Annotated in this window: 17 protein-coding genes and 1 pseudogene; 9 read left to right on the top strand and 9 right to left on the bottom strand. The window is 62.9% G+C overall.

Annotated features, from left to right (window positions below; translation table 11 throughout):
• Positions 1–25 precede the first annotated feature (25 nt).
• Positions 26–289 carry a hypothetical protein gene (locus tag IVA74_RS06235; protein WP_247340821.1) on the top strand — a complete coding sequence of 88 codons (264 nt, stop codon included), beginning with the start codon at positions 26–28 and terminating at the stop codon, positions 287–289.
• Positions 290–298: 9 nt separating this feature from the next.
• On the opposite strand, the pseudogene IVA74_RS06230 reads toward IVA74_RS06235, so the two are convergent.
• A pseudogene (locus IVA74_RS06230) lies at positions 299–1,194 on the bottom strand (alpha/beta fold hydrolase).
• Positions 1,195–1,374: 180 nt separating this feature from the next.
• On the opposite strand from IVA74_RS06230, the gene IVA74_RS06225 reads away from it, so the two are divergent.
• The 3 genes from IVA74_RS06225 (at position 1,375) to IVA74_RS06215 (ending at position 4,977) form a co-directional block, all read left to right on the top strand.
• Positions 1,375–2,763 (top strand): 3-deoxy-7-phosphoheptulonate synthase class II, encoded by a 1,389-nt coding sequence (locus IVA74_RS06225; RefSeq protein WP_247340820.1) that lies wholly within the window; start codon positions 1,375–1,377, stop codon positions 2,761–2,763.
• A gap of 4 nt (positions 2,764–2,767) precedes the next feature.
• Complete coding sequence (locus IVA74_RS06220) at positions 2,768–3,121, top strand: diacylglycerol kinase (protein ID WP_247340819.1); 354 nt, start codon at positions 2,768–2,770, stop codon at positions 3,119–3,121.
• Between the two features lie 98 nt (positions 3,122–3,219).
• The gene (locus IVA74_RS06215) at positions 3,220–4,977 is read left to right on the top strand and encodes an NAD+ synthase (RefSeq protein ID WP_247340818.1); all 1,758 of its coding nucleotides are present in this window, start codon (positions 3,220–3,222) and stop codon (positions 4,975–4,977) included.
• Positions 4,978–5,004: 27 nt separating this feature from the next.
• Here the strand turns inward: IVA74_RS06215 and IVA74_RS06210 are convergent, their stop codons facing one another.
• From IVA74_RS06210 to IVA74_RS06190, 5 genes are all read right to left on the bottom strand, one after another.
• Positions 5,005–5,397 carry a cytochrome C oxidase subunit IV family protein gene (locus IVA74_RS06210; RefSeq protein ID WP_247340817.1) on the bottom strand — a complete coding sequence of 131 codons (393 nt, stop codon included), beginning with the start codon at positions 5,395–5,397 and terminating at the stop codon, positions 5,005–5,007.
• A gap of 9 nt (positions 5,398–5,406) precedes the next feature.
• The gene (locus IVA74_RS06205; protein WP_247340816.1) at positions 5,407–6,129 is read right to left on the bottom strand and encodes a heme-copper oxidase subunit III family protein; all 723 of its coding nucleotides are present in this window, start codon (positions 6,127–6,129) and stop codon (positions 5,407–5,409) included.
• A gap of 15 nt (positions 6,130–6,144) precedes the next feature.
• Positions 6,145–6,852 carry a cytochrome c oxidase subunit 3 gene (locus IVA74_RS06200; protein WP_247340815.1) on the bottom strand — a complete coding sequence of 236 codons (708 nt, stop codon included), beginning with the start codon at positions 6,850–6,852 and terminating at the stop codon, positions 6,145–6,147.
• Positions 6,849–8,624, bottom strand: coding sequence for a cbb3-type cytochrome c oxidase subunit I (locus IVA74_RS06195; RefSeq protein ID WP_247340814.1), 1,776 nt, complete (start codon positions 8,622–8,624; stop codon positions 6,849–6,851). Before IVA74_RS06195 ends, IVA74_RS06200 begins: the two co-directional genes overlap by 4 nt.
• A 78-nt stretch (positions 8,625–8,702) precedes the next feature.
• Positions 8,703–9,536 (bottom strand): cytochrome c oxidase subunit II, encoded by an 834-nt coding sequence (locus IVA74_RS06190; RefSeq protein WP_247340812.1) that lies wholly within the window; start codon positions 9,534–9,536, stop codon positions 8,703–8,705.
• 587 nt (positions 9,537–10,123) lie between these two features.
• On the opposite strand from IVA74_RS06190, the gene IVA74_RS06185 reads away from it, so the two are divergent.
• Entirely contained in the window at positions 10,124–11,032 is a 909-nt protein-coding gene (locus IVA74_RS06185) for a DUF2189 domain-containing protein (RefSeq protein ID WP_247340978.1), read from the top strand.
• A 51-nt stretch (positions 11,033–11,083) separates the two neighbouring features.
• Here the strand turns inward: IVA74_RS06185 and IVA74_RS06180 are convergent, their stop codons facing one another.
• On the bottom strand, positions 11,084–12,271 hold the full coding sequence (locus IVA74_RS06180) for a DUF2865 domain-containing protein (RefSeq protein ID WP_247340809.1): 1,188 nt from the start codon (positions 12,269–12,271) through the stop codon (positions 11,084–11,086).
• A 129-nt stretch (positions 12,272–12,400) separates the two neighbouring features.
• Entirely contained in the window at positions 12,401–12,706 is a 306-nt protein-coding gene (locus IVA74_RS06175) for a hypothetical protein (RefSeq protein WP_247340808.1), read from the bottom strand.
• A gap of 294 nt (positions 12,707–13,000) precedes the next feature.
• On the opposite strand from IVA74_RS06175, the gene cysS reads away from it, so the two are divergent.
• From cysS to IVA74_RS06155, 4 genes are all read left to right on the top strand, one after another.
• Positions 13,001–14,395, top strand: coding sequence for a cysteine--tRNA ligase (gene cysS / locus IVA74_RS06170; RefSeq protein WP_247340807.1), 1,395 nt, complete (start codon positions 13,001–13,003; stop codon positions 14,393–14,395).
• A complete protein-coding gene (locus tag IVA74_RS06165; RefSeq protein ID WP_247340806.1) occupies positions 14,395–14,904 on the top strand; it encodes a GNAT family N-acetyltransferase in 510 nt (169 codons plus the stop codon). The genes cysS and IVA74_RS06165 overlap by 1 nt, the downstream gene beginning before the upstream one ends.
• Positions 14,901–16,499: a citramalate synthase gene (cimA, locus tag IVA74_RS06160; protein WP_247340805.1), complete on the top strand. Its 1,599-nt coding sequence runs from the start codon at positions 14,901–14,903 to the stop codon at positions 16,497–16,499. The genes IVA74_RS06165 and cimA overlap by 4 nt, the downstream gene beginning before the upstream one ends.
• Positions 16,500–16,653: 154 nt before the next feature.
• On the top strand, positions 16,654–17,031 hold the full coding sequence (locus IVA74_RS06155; protein WP_247340804.1) for a VOC family protein: 378 nt from the start codon (positions 16,654–16,656) through the stop codon (positions 17,029–17,031).
• 122 nt (positions 17,032–17,153) lie between these two features.
• Here IVA74_RS06155 and IVA74_RS06150 read toward each other — a convergent pair.
• A partial coding sequence (locus IVA74_RS06150) for a transposase (protein WP_247340803.1) occupies positions 17,154–17,634 on the bottom strand: 481 nt, incomplete at its 5' end.

Genomic DNA, 17,634 nt, shown 5'->3' with positions numbered 1-17,634 from the left:
GCCTGCAACAGTGTGGGGCACCAGCATGTCAGTTCTCAGGGAGGTCGTCGTCGCGGTCGCGGGAGTCTACGCGCTCCTGATCGCGTGCGACGCATTGTTCGGGGTCGGCGAGGCGCGCTTCGACGACGCCTATTACAGCGGCAGCTTCTACGCGCCGCAGCCGAAGGAGTTTCGTTTCGCCGGCGATACGCCGCCGGCGGTCCGCGTCAGCGAGGCGTTTGCGCAATTCGCGCCGGGCGAAGGCAAGCCGAACAAGCGCTACTCGTCGCTGACGACGATCATTCGTTAAGTGTCCGCCTCACTCCCCCTGGATCCATTCCGCCACGCCGCGCCACAGCGTGTCGCGATGCTCGGGGCGGAAGAAGCCGAAATGGCCTATTCCCTTGGCGCTGACCTCTGACGGTTTGACCGTCACCACCTCTGGCTTGATCGCGGTGAACCCGCTCGCAAGCAGTTCGACGGCGGGCCGCGTCGCCCACGGGTCGTCGGAGAAGCAGAGTGTGCGCAGCTCGCCCTTGAATTTTGGCAAAATTCTCCAGCGCCGGCAGCTTTGAATCGAAGAGATAGCGCGGGCTCGAGACCCACTCGGCCCATTGCAGGAAAACGCCCTTGGGCAAATCCTCGCCGATGCCGGCCCAGCCCGGCGCGTAACCGAGCGCGTGGACGAGCGGCACTCCGACAAAATTCATGAAGGCGAAGACCCGGTATTTTTCCGGCGACGTCATCAGCCGCCAGGTGGCCGCCTGCGAGGCCACAAACGCGGCGCGCGAGATGTCCACGCTGTTCGCGATCAGCCCGAGCGCCTGGCCGCCGAAGGAGTGGCCGACATAGGCCAGGGGAAGGGTGCGGTAGCGCGCGCATCCAGTGCACGGCGGCGGTGACGTCGAGCGCGGCCCAGTCCGACATCGAGGCCTTGAAACCGACCAGTGATTTCGGCTGGTTGTAGCCGACCATCGCCGGCAGCCGGGAGTCGCCGATGCCGCGATAGTCGTAAGTCAGGACCGCGCAGCCGCGATGGGCGAGATAGGAGGCAAAGCCGCGATAGATTTTCCGCGGGACGGCGGTGGCGGAGTTGATCAGTACGGCATGGCGTTTGGTGCCGCGCGGCAGGAACAGGGTGCCGCTCAGCGCATACCCGTCGGTCGCCGGGAAGCTGATCTCGTCAACGAAAACGTCGTCCAATGCCGCGTCCATGGGCAGAAGGTATCCTGCCAGTTTCCTCGCCGTTCCCAGCAAATGCGAATTTGGCTTTTCCCGCAAGGGTTTGCAGTGCCAGATGGATTTACAACTGGCGGCCAAGGATTAGCCTGTGTATAAGGCGGCCCTCGCAACCCACAGATCAGGTTGCACTTTTTGCTTCACGGAGAGATTGCGATGTCCGAGCGGTGGACGCCCGAGTCCTGGCGCAGCAAGCCGGTGCTACAGGTGCCCGACTATCCCGACGCCAAGGCCCTGGCCGACGTCGAGGCGCAGCTTGCGACCTTTCCGCCGCTGGTGTTCGCGGGCGAGGCGCGCAACCTGAAGAAGTCGCTGGCGCGAGTCGCTGCCGGTGAGGCCTTCCTGCTGCAGGGCGGCGACTGCGCCGAGAGCTTTGCCGAACACGGCGCCAACAACATTCGCGACTTCTTCCGCGTGCTGCTCCAGATGGCGGTGGTGCTGACTTATGCCGGTGCCGTGCCGGTGGTGAAGGTCGGCCGTGTCGCCGGTCAGTTCGCCAAGCCGCGGTCGTCGCCGACCGAGAAGATCGACGGCGTCGAGCTGCCGAGCTATCGCGGCGACATCGTCAACGACATCGCCTTCACCAAGGCAGCGCGCGTCCCTGATCCGCAGCGCCAGCTGATGGCCTACCGGCAATCGGCGGCGACGCTGAACCTGTTGCGCGCGTTCGCGACCGGCGGCTACGCCAATCTCGGCAGCGTGCATCAGTGGATGCTCGGCTTCCTCAAGGACTCGCCGCAGTCCCGCCGCTACAAGGAATTGGCCGACCGCATCTCGGACGCGCTCAACTTCATGCGCGCCTGCGGCCTCGATCTCGAAGCTCACCCCGAGCTGCGCGCCACCGATTTCTACACCAGCCACGAGGCGCTGCTGCTCGGCTATGAGCAGGCCATGACCCGCGTCGATTCCACCACGGGCGACTGGTACGCGACCTCGGGCCACATGATCTGGATTGGCGACCGCACCCGCCAGCTCGATCACGGCCATATCGAATATTTCCGCGGCATCAAGAACCCGATCGGGCTCAAATGCGGTCCGTCGCTCAAGCCCGACGAACTGCTGAAGCTGATCGACGTGCTCAATCCCGACAACGAGCCGGGCCGGTTGACGCTGATCGGTCGCTTCGGCTCCGACAAGGTCGGCGAGCACCTGCCGAACATGATCCGCGCCGTGAAGCGCGAGGGCAAAGTGGTGGTCTGGTCGTGCGATCCCATGCACGGCAACACCATCACCTCGACGTCGGGTTACAAGACGCGCCCCTTCGACCGCATCCTGTCCGAGGTGAAGTCGTTCTTCACCATCCACGCGGCAGAAGGCACGCACGCCGGCGGCGTGCATCTGGAGATGACCGGCCAGAATGTCACTGAGTGTATCGGCGGCGCCCGCGCGATCACCGACGAGGATCTCAACGATCGCTATCACACGGTCTGCGATCCCCGGCTCAATGCCGAGCAATCCATCGACATGGCTTTCCTGATCGCGGAGCTGCTCAAGCAGGAGCGCGCCGGCAAGGTCATGCCGGTGCCGGCCGCAGCGGGGCTCTGAGACCTTGCTGCGGATCTTGAAGGCCACGGTCAATTCCCGCAACGGTCTGGCCTTTGCGTTCCGGTCGGAGCAGGCCGTCCGCGAGGAGATTGTCGCGCTCCTTTTGTCGCTGCCGCTGGCGTGGTTCGTCGGCGCGACCGCGATGCGCGCGGTCGAGCTGGTGTGTTCAGTCGCGTTCGTGCTGGTGGTCGAGCTGCTCAACACCGCGATCGAGAAGCTTGCCGACCGGCTGACCATGGATCACGACAAACAGATCGGCCGGGTCAAGGACATGGGCTCGGCCGCGGTCGGTGTTGCGCTCCTGATGGCCGGCGCGTTCTGGATCATCGCCATCATCGAGCGGTTGGGGTTCCTCTAAAGCGCTAATCGCGCTTTAGGTTGTTGTTTTGAGCATGATCTTTTCGGAAAACCGCTTCACACTTTTCCGGATCATGCTCTGATCGGAGCGCGGCGGCCATGACCGAACGTCTCAACGAATTCGCGGTCACGCTCGCCCAGCTCAATCCGACCGTGGGCGACATCGACGGCAATGCCGCCAAGGCGCGTGCCGCGCGCGCGCAGGCCAAGTCCGACGGTGCCGATCTCGTGCTGTTTCCGGAATTGTTCATTGCCGGCTACCCGCCGGAAGATCTCGTGCAGAAGCCTTCCTTCCAGGCCGCTTGCCGCGCCGCGATCGAGGCGCTCGCGCGCGAGACCGCTGATGGCGGCCCGGCCATGCTGGTCGGCACGCCCTGGGTGGAGGAGGGCAGACTCTACAATGCCTGCGCGCTGCTCGATGGCGGCCGTATCGCCGCGCTTCGCTTCAAATGCAACCTGCCGAATTACGGCGTGTTCGACGAGAAGCGGCTGTTTTCGCGCGGCCCCGCCGCGGGGCCGGTGACCGTGCGCGGCGTTCGGATCGGTGTGCCGATCTGCGAGGACATCTGGCTGGAAGAGTCCGAGGATTACGAGAACGTGGTCGAGACGCTGGCCGAGACCGGCGTCGAGATCATTCTGGTGCCGAACGGCTCGCCCTACGCCCGCGACAAGGCCGATGTGCGTTTGTCGGTTGCGGTCGCGCGCGTCACCGAGAGCGGCTTGCCGCTGGTCTATCTCAACCAGGTTTGCGGCCAGGACGAGCTGGTGTTTGACGGTGCTTCCTTCGCGCTCAACGGCGATCTTTCGCTCGCGGCGCAATTGCCGGCGTTCGCGGAAAGCATCACCACACTGCGCTTCACCAGAAACGGCGACGATTGGCGCTGCACCGGTCCTGTCGCGGAGCAGCCCGAGGGCGACTATGCCGACTATGCAGCCTGCGTGCTCGGCTTGCGTGATTACGTCGCCAAGAACGGCTTTCCCGGTGTGCTGCTCGGTATCTCCGGCGGCATCGACTCTGCCCTCTGCGCGGCAATCGCGGTCGATGCGCTCGGCGCCGATCAGGTGCACGGTGTGATGCTGCCTTACCGCTACACTGCGGCAAGCTCGATCGCGGACGCCGGCGAGCTCGCCGGCCATCTCGGGATTCGTTATGAGGTGCTGCCGATCGCCGAAGCCGTGACCGGGTTCGAGACCATATTGTCCGGCATCTTCAAGAATTTGCCGCCGGATATCACCGAAGAAAATCTCCAGGCCCGCACCCGCGGCACGCTGCTGATGGCGATCTCGAACAAGACCGGGCTGATGGTGATGACCACCGGCAACAAGTCGGAAATGTCGGTCGGCTACGCCACGCTCTACGGCGATATGAACGGCGGCTTCAATCCGATCAAGGACATCTACAAGACGCAGGTGTTTCGGCTGGCAAGCTTGCGCAATGTCTGGAAGCCCGATGGCGCGCTCGGGCCGGCCGGCGAGGTGATCCCGCCCGATATCATCACACGTCCGCCGACGGCGGAGCTGCGCGAGAACCAGACTGACCAGGATTCGTTGCCGCCTTACGAGGTGCTCGATGCCATTCTCGAGCGTCTCATCGAGCGCGAAGCGCCGCTCGACAAAATCATCGCCGCCGGCTTCGACCGCGAGACGGTGGTGCGCATCGACCATCTCCTCAACGTCGCCGAATACAAGCGCCGCCAGGCGGCACCCGGCGTCAAGGTGACGGCCAAGAATTTCGGCCGCGACCGCCGCTATCCCATCACCAACCGCTTTCGCGACAAAGGCGAGCAGCTAGCCGCCCCGGACGAGACGCTGGTGTCGCGTGGGAGCAAAGCGTCGATCGACGCGTTCGAGGGGTGAATTCCCGGCCTTGCGAGCCCGCGGGTTCTACAACGGCGTCGCGAAAAACACCACTCGAAGCAAGTGCGTGTACTCGGACTCAAGCACCATGATCGACACAAAAACCAACACCGCGACCGGCGGTAGCAGGATGGCATAGGCCAGGGCCAGCCGCTCCCAGGCCATATGCATGAAGACGGCAACGATGAGGCCGGCCTTCAACACCATGAACAGCAGGATCAGCGACCATCTCAGACTGCCGTGCAGGCCAAAATAGTCGACGAGATAGGAGCAGGTGCTGAGCACGAACAACCATGCCCAGACCACGAGGTAGAGTTTGATCGGGTGCTGCTGGCCCTTGGCGTGTGCCGCCGCCGCTGCGACTGCGTCATGCACATGGGCCTGGAGCTGTCCTTCCATGTGTACCGTGGCATTTGTCATGCGCCGACCTCACCAAAGATAGAAAAACGCAAAGATGAACACCCACACGAGATCGACGAAGTGCCAGTACAGGCCGGTGATTTCGACGATCTCGTAATAGCCTCTCCGGCTCGTGAAGAAGCCGCGCCTTTCGACATCGAAGTCGCCCCGCAAGACCTTGCGCGCAATTGCAATCAGGAAGATCACGCCGATCGTGACGTGGGTGCCGTGGAATCCGGTGATCATGAAAAAGCAAGAGCCGAACTGCGCCGCGCCCCACGGGTTGCCCCAGGGGCGAACGCCCTCCATGATCAACTTTGTCCATTCGAAGGCCTGCATGCCAACAAACGTCGCGCCGAATGCTGCCGTGACCAGCATCAGGATTGCGGTCCTGACGCGATCCCTGCGGTAGCCGAAATTGACGGCCATCGCCATCGTCCCACTGCTGCTGATCAAGACGAAGGTCATGATGGCGATCAGGATAAGGGGGACGTCCTTGCCGCCGAGATTAAGCGCGAAGACCTCGCTTGGGTTGGGCCATGGCACGGTCGTCGACATCCGTGCCGTCATGTAGGACAGGAGGAAACAGCTGAAAATGAAGGTGTCGCTGAGGAGGAAGATCCACATCATGGCCTTGCCCCAGGACACGTTTTTGAAGGCGCGCTGATCAGAAGCCCAGTCCGCGGCGATGCCTTGCCAGCCCGGAAGTCGCCCAGCACCTTGCCCCGTGTTCGTCAGCACAGTCTCAGCCATCTGTTTTCACCCTCCCTAGCTCAGCAACTGGCGACAGATGTCGACGAAATCGTTCGTCCAACCCGTCAGGAGACCGAGCAGGACAACCCAGACCAGCAGGAGGAAATGCCAGTAGATGGTGCAGAGCTCCACGCTCAGGCGCATCTCGGCCGTCGCGGCGTTACGGTGCCATACCTTGGCTGTGGTCCTGCCGAGCGCCAGCAAGCCGCCGGTCAGGTGCAGCCCGTGCACCGCGGTGATCATGTAGAAGAAGGCATTGGCCGGATTGGACGCCACGAAATAGCCGGCGGCGTTCAGCTGTTGCCACGCCAGAAGCTGTCCTGCGAGAAACGTGATCGCTGCCCCTCCAGCGGCGAGCAGACCGACGATGGCGCCGTCGATGTCGTTCCGGCGCGTCGCAACGTACGCCCATTGCAATGCGACACTGCTTATGACCAGCACGCCCGTGTTGAACCACAGTACCGTCGGCACGGGCATTGTCCGCCAGTCCGCCATGTTCATGCGCATGGAGTAGGCGCTGATGAAAAGTGTGAACAGCGAGCCGGCGACGGCGAGGAATACGCCAAGTCCGACCTTCGCTGCCGGCCAGGTCATTGCGCCCGTGCCTGGGAAGTCATCGATCGGACCCGCCTCCAGCCACGGCTTGGCAGTCAGCCGTTGCTGCGAGAGCCACCATCCGGCGATGACCGCGATCACGCCCAGGAACAGGATAACGGCGCTCACGGAGCAGCTCCCTGAATGGCCCCCGTCGTGGGCGGCTGGTTCTGTGGAATGAAGTCCTCAGCAGCACCCGGCACGCTGTAGTCATAGGCCCAACGATAGACGACCGGGAGCTCCTTGCCCCAGTTGCCGTGCCCTGGCGGCGTCTCCGGCGTCTGCCATTCCAGCGTCGTCGCTCGCCAAGGATTACCTCCCGACGGCTCGCCCTCGAACAGGCTCCAGGCCAGATTGAACAGGAACACCATCTGGGCGAAGCCAACCGTCAACGCGACCACGGTGATAAACTGGTTGAGCGAGTGGGCGGACGGCGGAATGAACGCCGCCTCGCCGAGCTCGAAGTATCGGCGCGGAACGCCGAGCAGCCCGAGATAGTGCATGGGGAAGAAGATCAGGTAGGCGCCGAGGAACGTGACCCAGAAATGAAACTGGCCCAGAACGTTGTTCAACATTCGCCCCGTGACCTTCGGGTACCAATGATAGATCGCCCCTAGCACAACCATGATCGGCGCGACGCCCATCACCATATGGAAATGCGCGACGACGAACATGGTATCCGAAAGCGGCACATCGACCACGACGTTGCCGAGGAATAGGCCGGTAAGCCCACCGTTCACGAAGGTGACGATGAATCCAAGCGCGAACAGCATCGGTATCGTGAGATGTATGTTGCCACGCCAAAGGGTCAGGACCCAGTTGTAGACCTTGATGGCGGTGGGAATGGCGATGATCAGCGTCGTCGTGGCGAAGAAGAACCCGAAATATGGGTACATCCCGCTCACATACATGTGGTGCGCCCACACGACGAAGCTTAGCGCGCCAATCGCCACGATTGCCCAGACCATCATGCGATAGCCGAAGATGTTTTTTCGCGCATGCGTGCTGATCAGGTCGGAGACGATGCCAAAGGCGGGCAAAGCTACGATGTAGACTTCGGGATGACCGAAGAACCAGAACAGGTGCTGGAAAAGCAGCGGGCTGCCACCGCCATATTTGCTGAGTTGGCCCATCTCGACCAGCGACGGCATGAAGAAGCTGGTTCCCAGCAGACGGTCGAGCAGCAACATCACCGAGCCAACGAACAGCGCAGGGAATGCCAGCAGCGCCATAACGGTGGCGGTGAAGATGCCCCACACCGTCAAGGGCAGACGCATCAAGGTCATGCCGCGGGTGCGTGCCTGCAGCACGGTCACCACGTAATTCAGCCCGCCCATGGTGAAGCCGATGATGAACAGGATCAGGGAGGACAGCATGAGGACGATGCCCCATTCCTGTCCGGGCGTGCCGGAGAGAATCGCCTGCGGCGGGTACAGCGTCCAGCCGGCGCCGGTGGGGCCGCCGGGCACGAAGAAGGTCGAAGCCAGCACCAGGACCGCGAGCAGGTAGACCCAGTAACTCAGCATGTTCACATAGGGGAAGACCATGTCCCGTGCTCCGACCATCAGCGGGATCAGGTAGTTGCCGAAGCCTCCGAGGAACAATGCGGTAAGCAGATAGATCACCATGATCATGCCGTGCATGGTGATGAACTGGAGGTACTGGTTGGCATCGATGAAGGAGAAGGTGCCGGGAAATCCCAGTTGCAGTCGCATCAGCCACGACAGCACCAGGGCCACGAGACCGATGGCCGAGGCTGTCAGCGAGTACTGGATGGCGATGACCTTGGCGTCCTGCGAAAAGACGTACTGCGTCCACCAGCTTTTCGGATGGTAGAGCTCGACTTCAGGCACTTCGGCAGGCGGAATGCCTGTGATCCCATCATATGGAACATCGACCATAGAGCACCTCCTCGGTCGTTTCCTTCGGGGGCGATGAGTTGGTTCACGCGCCCGATCCATGTTCGCAGCGGCATTTCCCTATTTGCCGCCCGATTGGTACGTCGCCCTCACGACGGCCTTTGGGCCGGATAATTCGGCAAACGTCTTCTGCTGATCGAGCCAGGCGTGATAGTCGCTCTCTTCCTCGATGATCACCTTGGCCCGCATTTGATAATGAGCGGCGCCACATAGTTCCGCGCAGAGAACATCAAAGGTCCCGGTTCGGATCGGCCTTATCCAGAAATAGGTGACCATGCCTGGGACCATGTCCATCTTGGCCCGGAACTCCGGCACATAGAAATCGTGCAGGACATCGACGGAGCGGAGCAGAACCTTGACGGGCTTGCCCGTTGGAAGATGCAGGTCGCCGTTCTCGATCACGACGTCGTCCTGGCCATGCGGATCGCTGCGATTGAGGCCCATCGGATTGTCTGGACTGATGTTGCCGACGTCGGACGTGCCCAACCGACCATCCTTCCCCGGCAAGCGGAAGCTCCATTGCCATTGCTGGCCCATGACTTCGATCTCGGTGGCGTCTGCGGGCACCGTCACGAACTGGTGCCAGACGACCAGGCCGGGTGCGAGCATGGCGGCGACGCCGATTCCGGTCCCGATACTGAGCCACCATTCAAGCTTTTTGTTTTCGGGATTGTAGTCTGCCTGTCTTCCCTCCCTATGGTGGAAGCGAAAGACGCAATAGGCCATGAATGCAACGACCGCGGTAAAGACGAATCCGGTGATCCAGAATGTGATGTTGATCGTCTGGTCGATGTAGCTCCAGTTAGTGGCAATGGGCGTCCACCACCACGGGCTGTAAAGGTGAAACAGCACCGAGCCGATCGCGACCAGAAGCAGTATCAGTGCGACAGCCATCCTGATCCATCCTTGCCATCGAAGGCTGCGCCATCGAAGGCTGCGGATACGAATCCAGGGCGAAGCTCACATTGGTCGCGATGGCGGACTCTTCTGTTGTGCTGGCATCTATACTGACATATGCGCCATCGCCGCGCCTCTTGTCTCGCCCATTCAACCGGTCGCGACATTCAAGAGAAAGATCGCGACCGCTCACTGCTGGGGGCGTCTAGGTTTTTAAGATGATCCCCCGCGAACCCGACGTCAATAGCATGTCAACGCGCTTAGCTGGCGCGACGATTCCTGTCGCGGTGCAAGCTGGTCCTGTCGCGGTGCAAGCTGGCGAGCGCCAGTTGCATTCTCGATGTGATGCATCGCACAAAATATGCGAAACACAATTCACCAAGTGGGAGCGCTGGTCATTCCGATGCGCCCGCGCTAAGCTTGCGGCGCAGGTCGCGACGGGTTTCGTCCGGCTAAGCTCCTTCCTCGTTGAGCCTGGAACTGCCGTATTCGGCTCGATCGCGTCTCCCGCACATAAAGGCGGATGCGCGCGGCCGGAAAGCGCGCGGTTCGCGGCGGCGACTTCAGCAGAGGAGGGTGTGTCCATGGCCACTCTTTATTCCAACAACATCGTAAAACGGCACCTGTTCGGCGAGGCGGTCTCTTATCCCATTCGCAAGATCGGCTTGTCCGACCTGAGAGAGGTGCTGCGCCTGGGCTGGGAGGATTTCCAGGCGATGCCGAGTCACGCGGTCGTTGTATGCCTGATTTATCCCGTTCTCGGTCTCGTCCTGTTCAGGATGGTCCTCGGCCATTCGGTCCTGCCGCTGCTGTTTCCGCTGGCGGCCGGATTTGCCTTGATAGGGCCCTTTGCCGCGATCGGTCTCTACGAACTCAGCCGTCGCCGCGAGCGCGGCGAGGAGGTCGAGGCGTGGGACGCGATCAAGGTTTTGCGTGCACCGTCCTTCGGCGCCATGCTCGAGCTCGGCGTGCTCTTGCTCGTCCTTTTCGGGGTCTGGATCGGCGTCGCGAACGCGATCTATGTCGCCATCTTCGGTCACGCGGCGGCCGCAAGCATTCCTGACTTCGCAACCCGCGTGCTGACGACGCCGGAAGGATGGTCGCTCATCATCGTCGGTTGCGGTGTCGGCTTCCTGTTTGCCGTCGCGGCCCTATGCGTCAGCGTCGTATCGTTTCCATTGATGCTCGATCGGCATGCGACGGCGATCGATGCGATCCGGGCCTCCCTGCGGGCGGTGGCGGCCAATCCGGTTGCGATGGCGGGGTGGGGGCTGGTCGTCGCGGCACTGCTCGTGATCGGCTCACTGCCGCTCTTCGTCGGTCTCGCTGTCGTTCTGCCGGTGCTCGGTCATGCCACTTGGCATCTTTACCGGAGGGTGGTCGAGCCGAATCCGAATCCACCTGATGAACCGCCGCCGCCCCCGAAGGGGCGGCGCTATGCGGCGGACTTTCCGGCCAATCTCTTCCCGTGGAGCCGCGAGGGCGAGCCGTAACAGCAAGAGGGCCGCTCCCGGCGGCCCACTTGGCTCGAGATTGGTGCAGAATTATTGCTTCGGTGGGATGAAGGTCGGTCCGACCGAACGGATCGGCTTGTTCTCGGTGGTCGCAGCGGTGCCAGTATCGGCGGGCGGTGCGGCGGCCGGTGTGCCGGCCGTGGCCGGTGCCGGCGCTGCGCCCTTCTTGGCATTTGCAGGCGTGCCCTTGGTGAGCTGCCGCTGCTGCATCTTCTTGGCGCTCTCCTCGGTGACGATGATGTCACCCTGCTGCTCGGCCGACGCCTTGTCGTCAGCCGATTTCAGCGCGTCGGCCCAGGTCTGGCCCGCGGCCTTGCAGGAGCAGGACGGGTTGAACTCGCTGCGGAATTTGAACGCGGTCGGCAGCGCCGTGTAGGGCTGGCCGCTGATGGAGACCGCGGAGTTCATGTCTTCGCCGGGATTGCGATGGGTGTAGAGCACGGCTTCCGCAGCCGGGCACAGCGCCTTGCAGGTCTTCTCGTCGTCGGGGAAGCGCGCCGGCACGGTCGCAAACGAGACCGGGAAGTACGCACCGTCGCAGGTGCGCACGCACACGGTGCGATAGGTGCCTGACTGCGGCCCAAGATCGGTGGGCGGCACGCCTTGTGGACTGTTGGGGTTGTTGCCGCCGAACAGATTGCTCAGGAAGTTGCCGCCTTGCGACTGCGCGGCGTTGGCATATTGCGGGCCGCAATTGTTCTGCGCCAGCGCCGCCAGCACCGAGCGGCGCTGGTTGTCGCGCTCCGGACTGAAGCCGCCGGGACCGCTGCCGCGCAGGCGTTCGAGATTGCCGGTGATCTGGTCCAGATTGGCGCGCATCTGCTGGATCTGGGTGTTGACCGGACCGCATTGCGCCGACTGGCCGCTGAACAGCGAGAAGAAGCCGGAGGAATCGCAGCCCATGCGCTTGGCCTGCATGGTGACGCGGTCGAGCTCGGCCTGCTGCCGGGTCTGGGACTCCTGGTAGCGGCGGATCTGGTCTTCGCGCGCGGGGTCACCGCCGCCACCGCTACGATCGAGCGCGGCGAGCTGGCCCTCCAGTCGCACGCACATCGGATTCGGTCCAAGCCCGTTCTGGCCGGGCTGAGGCGGCGGCGGCCCGGGCGGGCCGGCCTGTGCGAAAGCGCCGGTGACAAGCACGACCGTGCTTAGGAGCACGGTGCAGGCAAGGAGGAAGCGAGCACGGGGGAGAGACAAAAATTCAGGCATATCCGCCATTCTAGCGAGGTCACGGCCACGCGTGATTTGGGGGGCGAAGCGCGCCCTCCCATAGCCGCTTCCTGCGGCATCGTCACGTCGTTTCAGGGGCCAAAGATTGCGCCTAAGATACGCCAGTTCCGAGCGAATTCAGCGCTGGCAGGTGATTGCGACATATTCGTCGCAATGGCCATGGGAGCAGTTTGCGCCGGATTTGGGGACAGAGCCGGTAATTTCGTCGGGATCGACCCGGCGATAGGCCGAAGCCTGGGCAAAATCGCGTGACTGGCAATAGGTACGCGCGACCTGTGCGCCGCATTTCTCGCTTTTGGCGAGGCACTGGTCGACACCGTAGCCGTCCGCCTGATTGGCGATGATGAAGACGCGAGTCTCGGCGAAAGCGCTGGATGCCGCAAGGATGGAGACGCAGGAAATGAGCGCGAGCAATGATCGCATGAAAACACCGGGGGCAAAAAGAAGGAACTGCCAGTTCCAGAATGGGCTCAAATGGTTAAGGATGATGAACCATCAAGGCGGAGCTGCCGCGCAATGCGGAGATAAGACGGCATTTCCGCGGCTCCCTTGACGCGTGGGCCCTTCGTGGCCCATATGTCGCCGCATGAACGGTCTCCTCGCCATTTGCGCCATTTGCCGCGAGATTATTAGCTAGCGATTCGCTGGCTGGAGCCGTCTTTATCTCAAAAACATTGAGAGCACTGGACGCCCGGCCAACAGCCGACGGGTATCCATATGGAATTGCGCCTCTACGATACGCTGAGCCGGGAAAAGCGCAGCTTCGTGCCGCTCGATGCGAAGGACGTCCGCATGTATGTCTGCGGGCCGACCGTCTATGACTTCGCCCATATCGGCAATGCGCGGCCCGTGATCGTGTTCGACGTGCTGTTTCGGCTGCTGCGCCATCTCCATGGCGAGGCCCACGTCAAATATGTCCGCAACATCACCGACGTCGACGACAAGATCAACGACCGCGCCGCGCGCGATTTCCCCGGCCTGCCGCTGAACGAAGCGATCCGGAAAGTCACCGAGCAGACCGGCAGGCAATTTCACGCCGACGTCGATGCGCTCGGCGCGCTGCGGCCGAGCGTCGAGCCGCGCGCGACCGAGCATGTCGCCGAAATGCGCGAGATCATCGAAAGGCTGGTCGCCGGCGGCTTTGCCTATGTCGCCGAGGACCATGTGCTGTTCTCGCCGCAGGCGATGAACGCGGCCAACTCCGTCCTGCCGCGCTATGGCGCGCTGTCCAATCGCTCGCTGGACGAGATGGTCGCCGGCGCCCGCGTCGATGTCGCGCCCTACAAGAAGGGCAATACCGATTTCGTGCTGTGGAAACCCTCCAAGCCGGGCGAGCCGTCATGGCCGTCGCCGGCCGGCATCGCCGCGCAGGGGCGGCCGGGCTGGCACGTCGAGTGCTCGGCGATGGCCTGGAAACATCTCGGTGAACATTTCGACATCCATGGTGGCGGCATCGATCTCGTGTTTCCGCATCACGAGAACGAAATCGCGCAGACTTGCTGCGCCTTCCACCGAGAGCGCATGGCGAACTACTGGATGCACAACGGCTTCCTGCAGGTCGAGAGCGAGAAGATGTCGAAGTCGCTCGGCAATTTCGTCACCATCCACGAGCTGCTTGCGGACTGGCCGGGCGAGGTGCTGCGCCTGAATATGCTCAAGACGCATTACCGCTCGCCGATCGACTGGACCATGAAGTCGCTGGAGGAGAGCGCCAGGACGCTCGACGACTGGTATCGCGTCGCGGCCGACGTCGCGCCCGGCCAGCCGGCCGCATCCGTGGTCGAGCCGCTGCTCGACGACCTCAACACGTCGCTCGCGATCGCGGCATTGCACAGCCTGCGTGGCACCGATGTCAGCGCCCTGGCGGGGTCGCTGCGTCTGCTCGGCTTCCTGTCCGAGAGCGCTGCGCAATGGGAAAGCCGCAAGCAGCAGGCAACTGGCGTCGACGCCGGCGAAATCGACCGCTTGATCGCGGCGCGCGCGGCTGCGCGTGCGCAAAAAGACTTTAGGGAGTCCGACCGCATTCGCGACGAGCTCGTCGCCAAGGGCGTGGTGCTCAAGGATGGCAAGGACGCCGACGGCAAGCCGGTGACGACCTGGGAGCTGGCGTGATGGCACATGCGCTTCCAAAGCCCGGCTTGCGGCCGTTCCTGCCGGAGGACGTGCCGGTTCTCGCCGCGATCTTCATAGCAAGCATCGAGGAGCTGACGGGCGACGACTACAGCGAAGCGCAGCAGCAAGCCTGGATGGCGGCGGCGGAGGACGAAGAATTCGGCAAGCGGCTCGCCTCAGACCTGACGCTGATCGCAACGCTGGAGGGATCGCCGGTGGGCTTCGCGTCGCTGCGCGGCAAGGATCATATCCACATGCTCTATGTGCATCCGGCCGTGGCCGGGCAGGGCCTGGCGACGATGCTCGTCGATGCGCTGGAAAAGCTTGCCGGCGGCCGCGGCGCGGACAAGCTGACGGTCGACGCCAGCGACAACGCGCAGGGCTTTTTTGCCAAGCGCGGCTATGTCGCCATGCAGCGCAACAGCATCACCGTCAACGACGAGTGGCTCGCCAACACCACCATGCAGAAGACGCTCGGCACCGGACCCGCGTCGGGAGCACTGCAATGAGCAAGGAGCGTCTCTATCTTTTCGACACCACGCTGCGCGACGGCGCGCAGACCAACGGCGTCGATTTCACGCTGAAGGACAAGCAAGTCATCGCGGCGATGCTCGATGATCTCGGCATCGACTATGTCGAGGGCGGCTATCCCGGTGCCAATCCGACCGACACCGAGTTTTTCGGCGCCAAGCCCAAGCTCCATCATGCGCGATTCACCGCCTTCGGCATGACGCGCCGGGCAGGGCGCTCGGTCTCCAACGATCCCGGCGTCGCCGGGCTACTGGAGGCGAAGGCGGACGCGATCTGCTTCGTGGCGAAGGCCTCAGGCTATCAGGTGCGTGTCGCGCTGGAGACGACGAAGGAGGAAAATCTCGCCTCGATCCGCGACAGCGTCGGGGCGGCCAAGGCCGCCGGCCGCGAGGTCATGCTCGACTGCGAACACTTTTTCGACGGCTACAAGGAGGACGCCGCCTTCGCGCTCGCCTGCGCCAAGGCTGCCTATGAGGCCGGTGCGCGCTGGGTGGTGCTATGCGACACCAACGGCGGCACCATGCCAAACGAGGTCGAGGCCATCGTCACCGAGGTGGCAAAGCAGATCCCCGGCGATCATCTCGGCATCCACGCCCATAACGACACCGAGCAGGCGGTGGCGAATTCGCTCGCCGCGGTGCGCGCCGGCGCGCGGCAGATCCAGGGCACGCTGAACGGCCTCGGCGAACGCTGCGGCAACGCCAATCTCTGCTCACTGATCCCGACCTTGAAGCTGAAGCATGAATTTGCCGACGCCTTCGAGATCGGCGTCACGTCCGAGAAGCTCGCGACCCTGGTCAAAGTCTCGCGCACGCTCGACGACATGCTCAACCGCGTGCCGAACCGGCATGCGGCCTATGTCGGCGAGAGCGCCTTCGTCACCAAGACCGGCATCCATGCCTCCGCGGTGCTGAAGGATCCGCAGACCTACGAGCACATCTTGCCTGAATTGGTCGGTAACCACCGCAAGGTGCTGGTGTCCGACCAGGCCGGCCGCTCCAATGTCATCGCCGAGCTCGACCGCGCCGGCATCGCTTACGAGAAGAGCGATCCGAAGCTGACGCGGCTGGTCGAGGAACTGAAGGAGCGCGAGGCGCAAGGCTATGCCTATGAATCCGCCAACGCCTCGTTCGAGCTTTTGGCGCGCCGCACGCTCGGCAAGGTGCCGCATTATTTCGAGGTCGAGCAGTTCGACGTCAATGTCGAGCAGCGCTACAATTCGCACGGCGAGCGCGTCACTGTGGCGCTCGCTGTCGTGAAGGTCGACGTCGCCGGCGAGCATTTGATCTCGGCGGCTGAAGGCAACGGCCCCGTCAATGCGCTTGACGTTGCGCTGCGCAAGGATCTCGGCAAGTACCAGAAATACATCGAGGGTTTGACGTTGATCGACTACCGCGTGCGTATCCTCAACGGCGGCACAGGCGCGGTCACGCGCGTGCTGATCGAGAGCGAGGACGAGAACGGCGACAGCTGGACCACGGTCGGCGTGTCCCCGAACATCATCGACGCCTCGTTCCAGGCACTGATGGATTCGGTGATCTACAAGCTGGTGAAGTCGGGGGCGCCGGCGTAGGGGATAGTGAGGTGAGCTATGGCGGCGCCATAAAACGCCGTCATTGCGAGGAGCGAAGCGACGAAGCAATCCAGACTGCTTCCGCAGAGCCGGTCTGGGTTGCTTCGCTTCGCCGCTTCGCTCGCAATGACGAGGAGAGAGGGGAGCGCGACCAATGATCGACCACATCTCCGTCGGCGTGAGCAATCTCGAACGTTCCGCTACATTCTACGAATCGACGCTCGCCGCCCTCGGGCTCACGCGCCTCGTCACGCGACCGCGGACGATCGGCTTCGGCAAGGCCTATCCCGAATTCTGGATCAATCTGCGCGAGGGAATGACGCACGTCACGCCAGAGAGCGGCGTGCATATCTGCCTGCGGGCCAAGACGACCGCCGAGGTCAATGCATTTCACGCTGCAGCACTGTCCGCCGGCGGTGCATCCGACGGTGCGCCGGGTATCCGCCCGCACGACCGCGTGCGCTATTACGCGGCCTTCGTCATCGATCCCGACGGCAATCGGATCGAGGCGGTGACGTTTCCTGCGGACTAGTAGTCTGCTGAAAAACCTTGAAATGGAGAATTTTCATTTTTCCGCCGGTCGTTTTTGGAGCGGCGCGGTAGAGTTGGATGTAATTTCTAGCTTGTTATTGAGTGTGCCCCGGCGCGGGGTGGCTATGCGGCGAGCAGTTTGGGAATTCGGATCAGGTTATAGGCGATCAGATTAAGCAGGAAGTCGGCGGCGACGCGAGCGATGCCCCGATGTTTGGTCTTGCGCATGGTGCCATGCTGCTTGCCCCATCCGAAAATGCACTCGACCATCGCCCGGCGCGATTGCGACATGCCGTATCCCGGATGCCGCGTGGTTCGTTCGTCGATCGCGCTGTTACGGTTCTTGCCGGTTTTGGTGATGGCCTGGTTCTGTGTCACATGCGGCGTCACGCCGATGGCGCGAAGGTTGGCGACATGATCGGCCGTATCGTATGCCTTGTCCTCACCAGCCGTGATGCGGCGACCTGCGGCTTTGCGTCTCGCCTTCAGCATGACCTCCGCAGCCCGGCGTTCGGCGGTGCCATTGGCATGCGTGACCCTGCCGGCCACCGCCAGCCCATGCCGGTTCTCCATGGTGGCGTGGCCCATATAGCAAAGCTTGGCC

Origin of the sequence: Bradyrhizobium sp. 132, assembly GCF_023074185.1 — a bacterium.
GTDB lineage: Bacteria > Pseudomonadota > Alphaproteobacteria > Rhizobiales > Xanthobacteraceae > Bradyrhizobium.
The sequence above is the reverse complement of the archived record's forward strand: the minus strand, read 5'-3'. Positions and strand labels throughout refer to the sequence as shown.

What these genes read in the sequence shown, in the direction of transcription:
- IVA74_RS06235 (WP_247340821.1), top strand. Translation starts at nt 26, where the DNA reads ATGTCAGTTCTCAGGGAGGTCGTCGTCGCGGTCGCGGGAGTCTACGCG.
- IVA74_RS06225 (WP_247340820.1), top strand. Translation starts at nt 1,375, where the DNA reads ATGTCCGAGCGGTGGACGCCCGAGTCCTGGCGCAGCAAGCCGGTGCTA.
- IVA74_RS06215 (WP_247340818.1), top strand. Translation starts at nt 3,220, where the DNA reads ATGACCGAACGTCTCAACGAATTCGCGGTCACGCTCGCCCAGCTCAAT.
- IVA74_RS06210 (WP_247340817.1), bottom strand. Translation starts at nt 5,397, where the DNA reads ATGACAAATGCCACGGTACACATGGAAGGACAGCTCCAGGCCCATGTG.
- IVA74_RS06205 (WP_247340816.1), bottom strand. Translation starts at nt 6,129, where the DNA reads ATGGCTGAGACTGTGCTGACGAACACGGGGCAAGGTGCTGGGCGACTT.
- IVA74_RS06195 (WP_247340814.1), bottom strand. Translation starts at nt 8,624, where the DNA reads ATGGTCGATGTTCCATATGATGGGATCACAGGCATTCCGCCTGCCGAA.
- IVA74_RS06190 (WP_247340812.1), bottom strand. Translation starts at nt 9,536, where the DNA reads ATGGCTGTCGCACTGATACTGCTTCTGGTCGCGATCGGCTCGGTGCTG.
- IVA74_RS06185 (WP_247340978.1), top strand. Translation starts at nt 10,124, where the DNA reads ATGGCCACTCTTTATTCCAACAACATCGTAAAACGGCACCTGTTCGGC.
- IVA74_RS06180 (WP_247340809.1), bottom strand. Translation starts at nt 12,271, where the DNA reads ATGGCGGATATGCCTGAATTTTTGTCTCTCCCCCGTGCTCGCTTCCTC.
- IVA74_RS06175 (WP_247340808.1), bottom strand. Translation starts at nt 12,706, where the DNA reads ATGCGATCATTGCTCGCGCTCATTTCCTGCGTCTCCATCCTTGCGGCA.
- cysS (WP_247340807.1), top strand. Translation starts at nt 13,001, where the DNA reads ATGGAATTGCGCCTCTACGATACGCTGAGCCGGGAAAAGCGCAGCTTC.
- IVA74_RS06165 (WP_247340806.1), top strand. Translation starts at nt 14,395, where the DNA reads ATGGCACATGCGCTTCCAAAGCCCGGCTTGCGGCCGTTCCTGCCGGAG.
- cimA (WP_247340805.1), top strand. Translation starts at nt 14,901, where the DNA reads ATGAGCAAGGAGCGTCTCTATCTTTTCGACACCACGCTGCGCGACGGC.
- IVA74_RS06155 (WP_247340804.1), top strand. Translation starts at nt 16,654, where the DNA reads ATGATCGACCACATCTCCGTCGGCGTGAGCAATCTCGAACGTTCCGCT.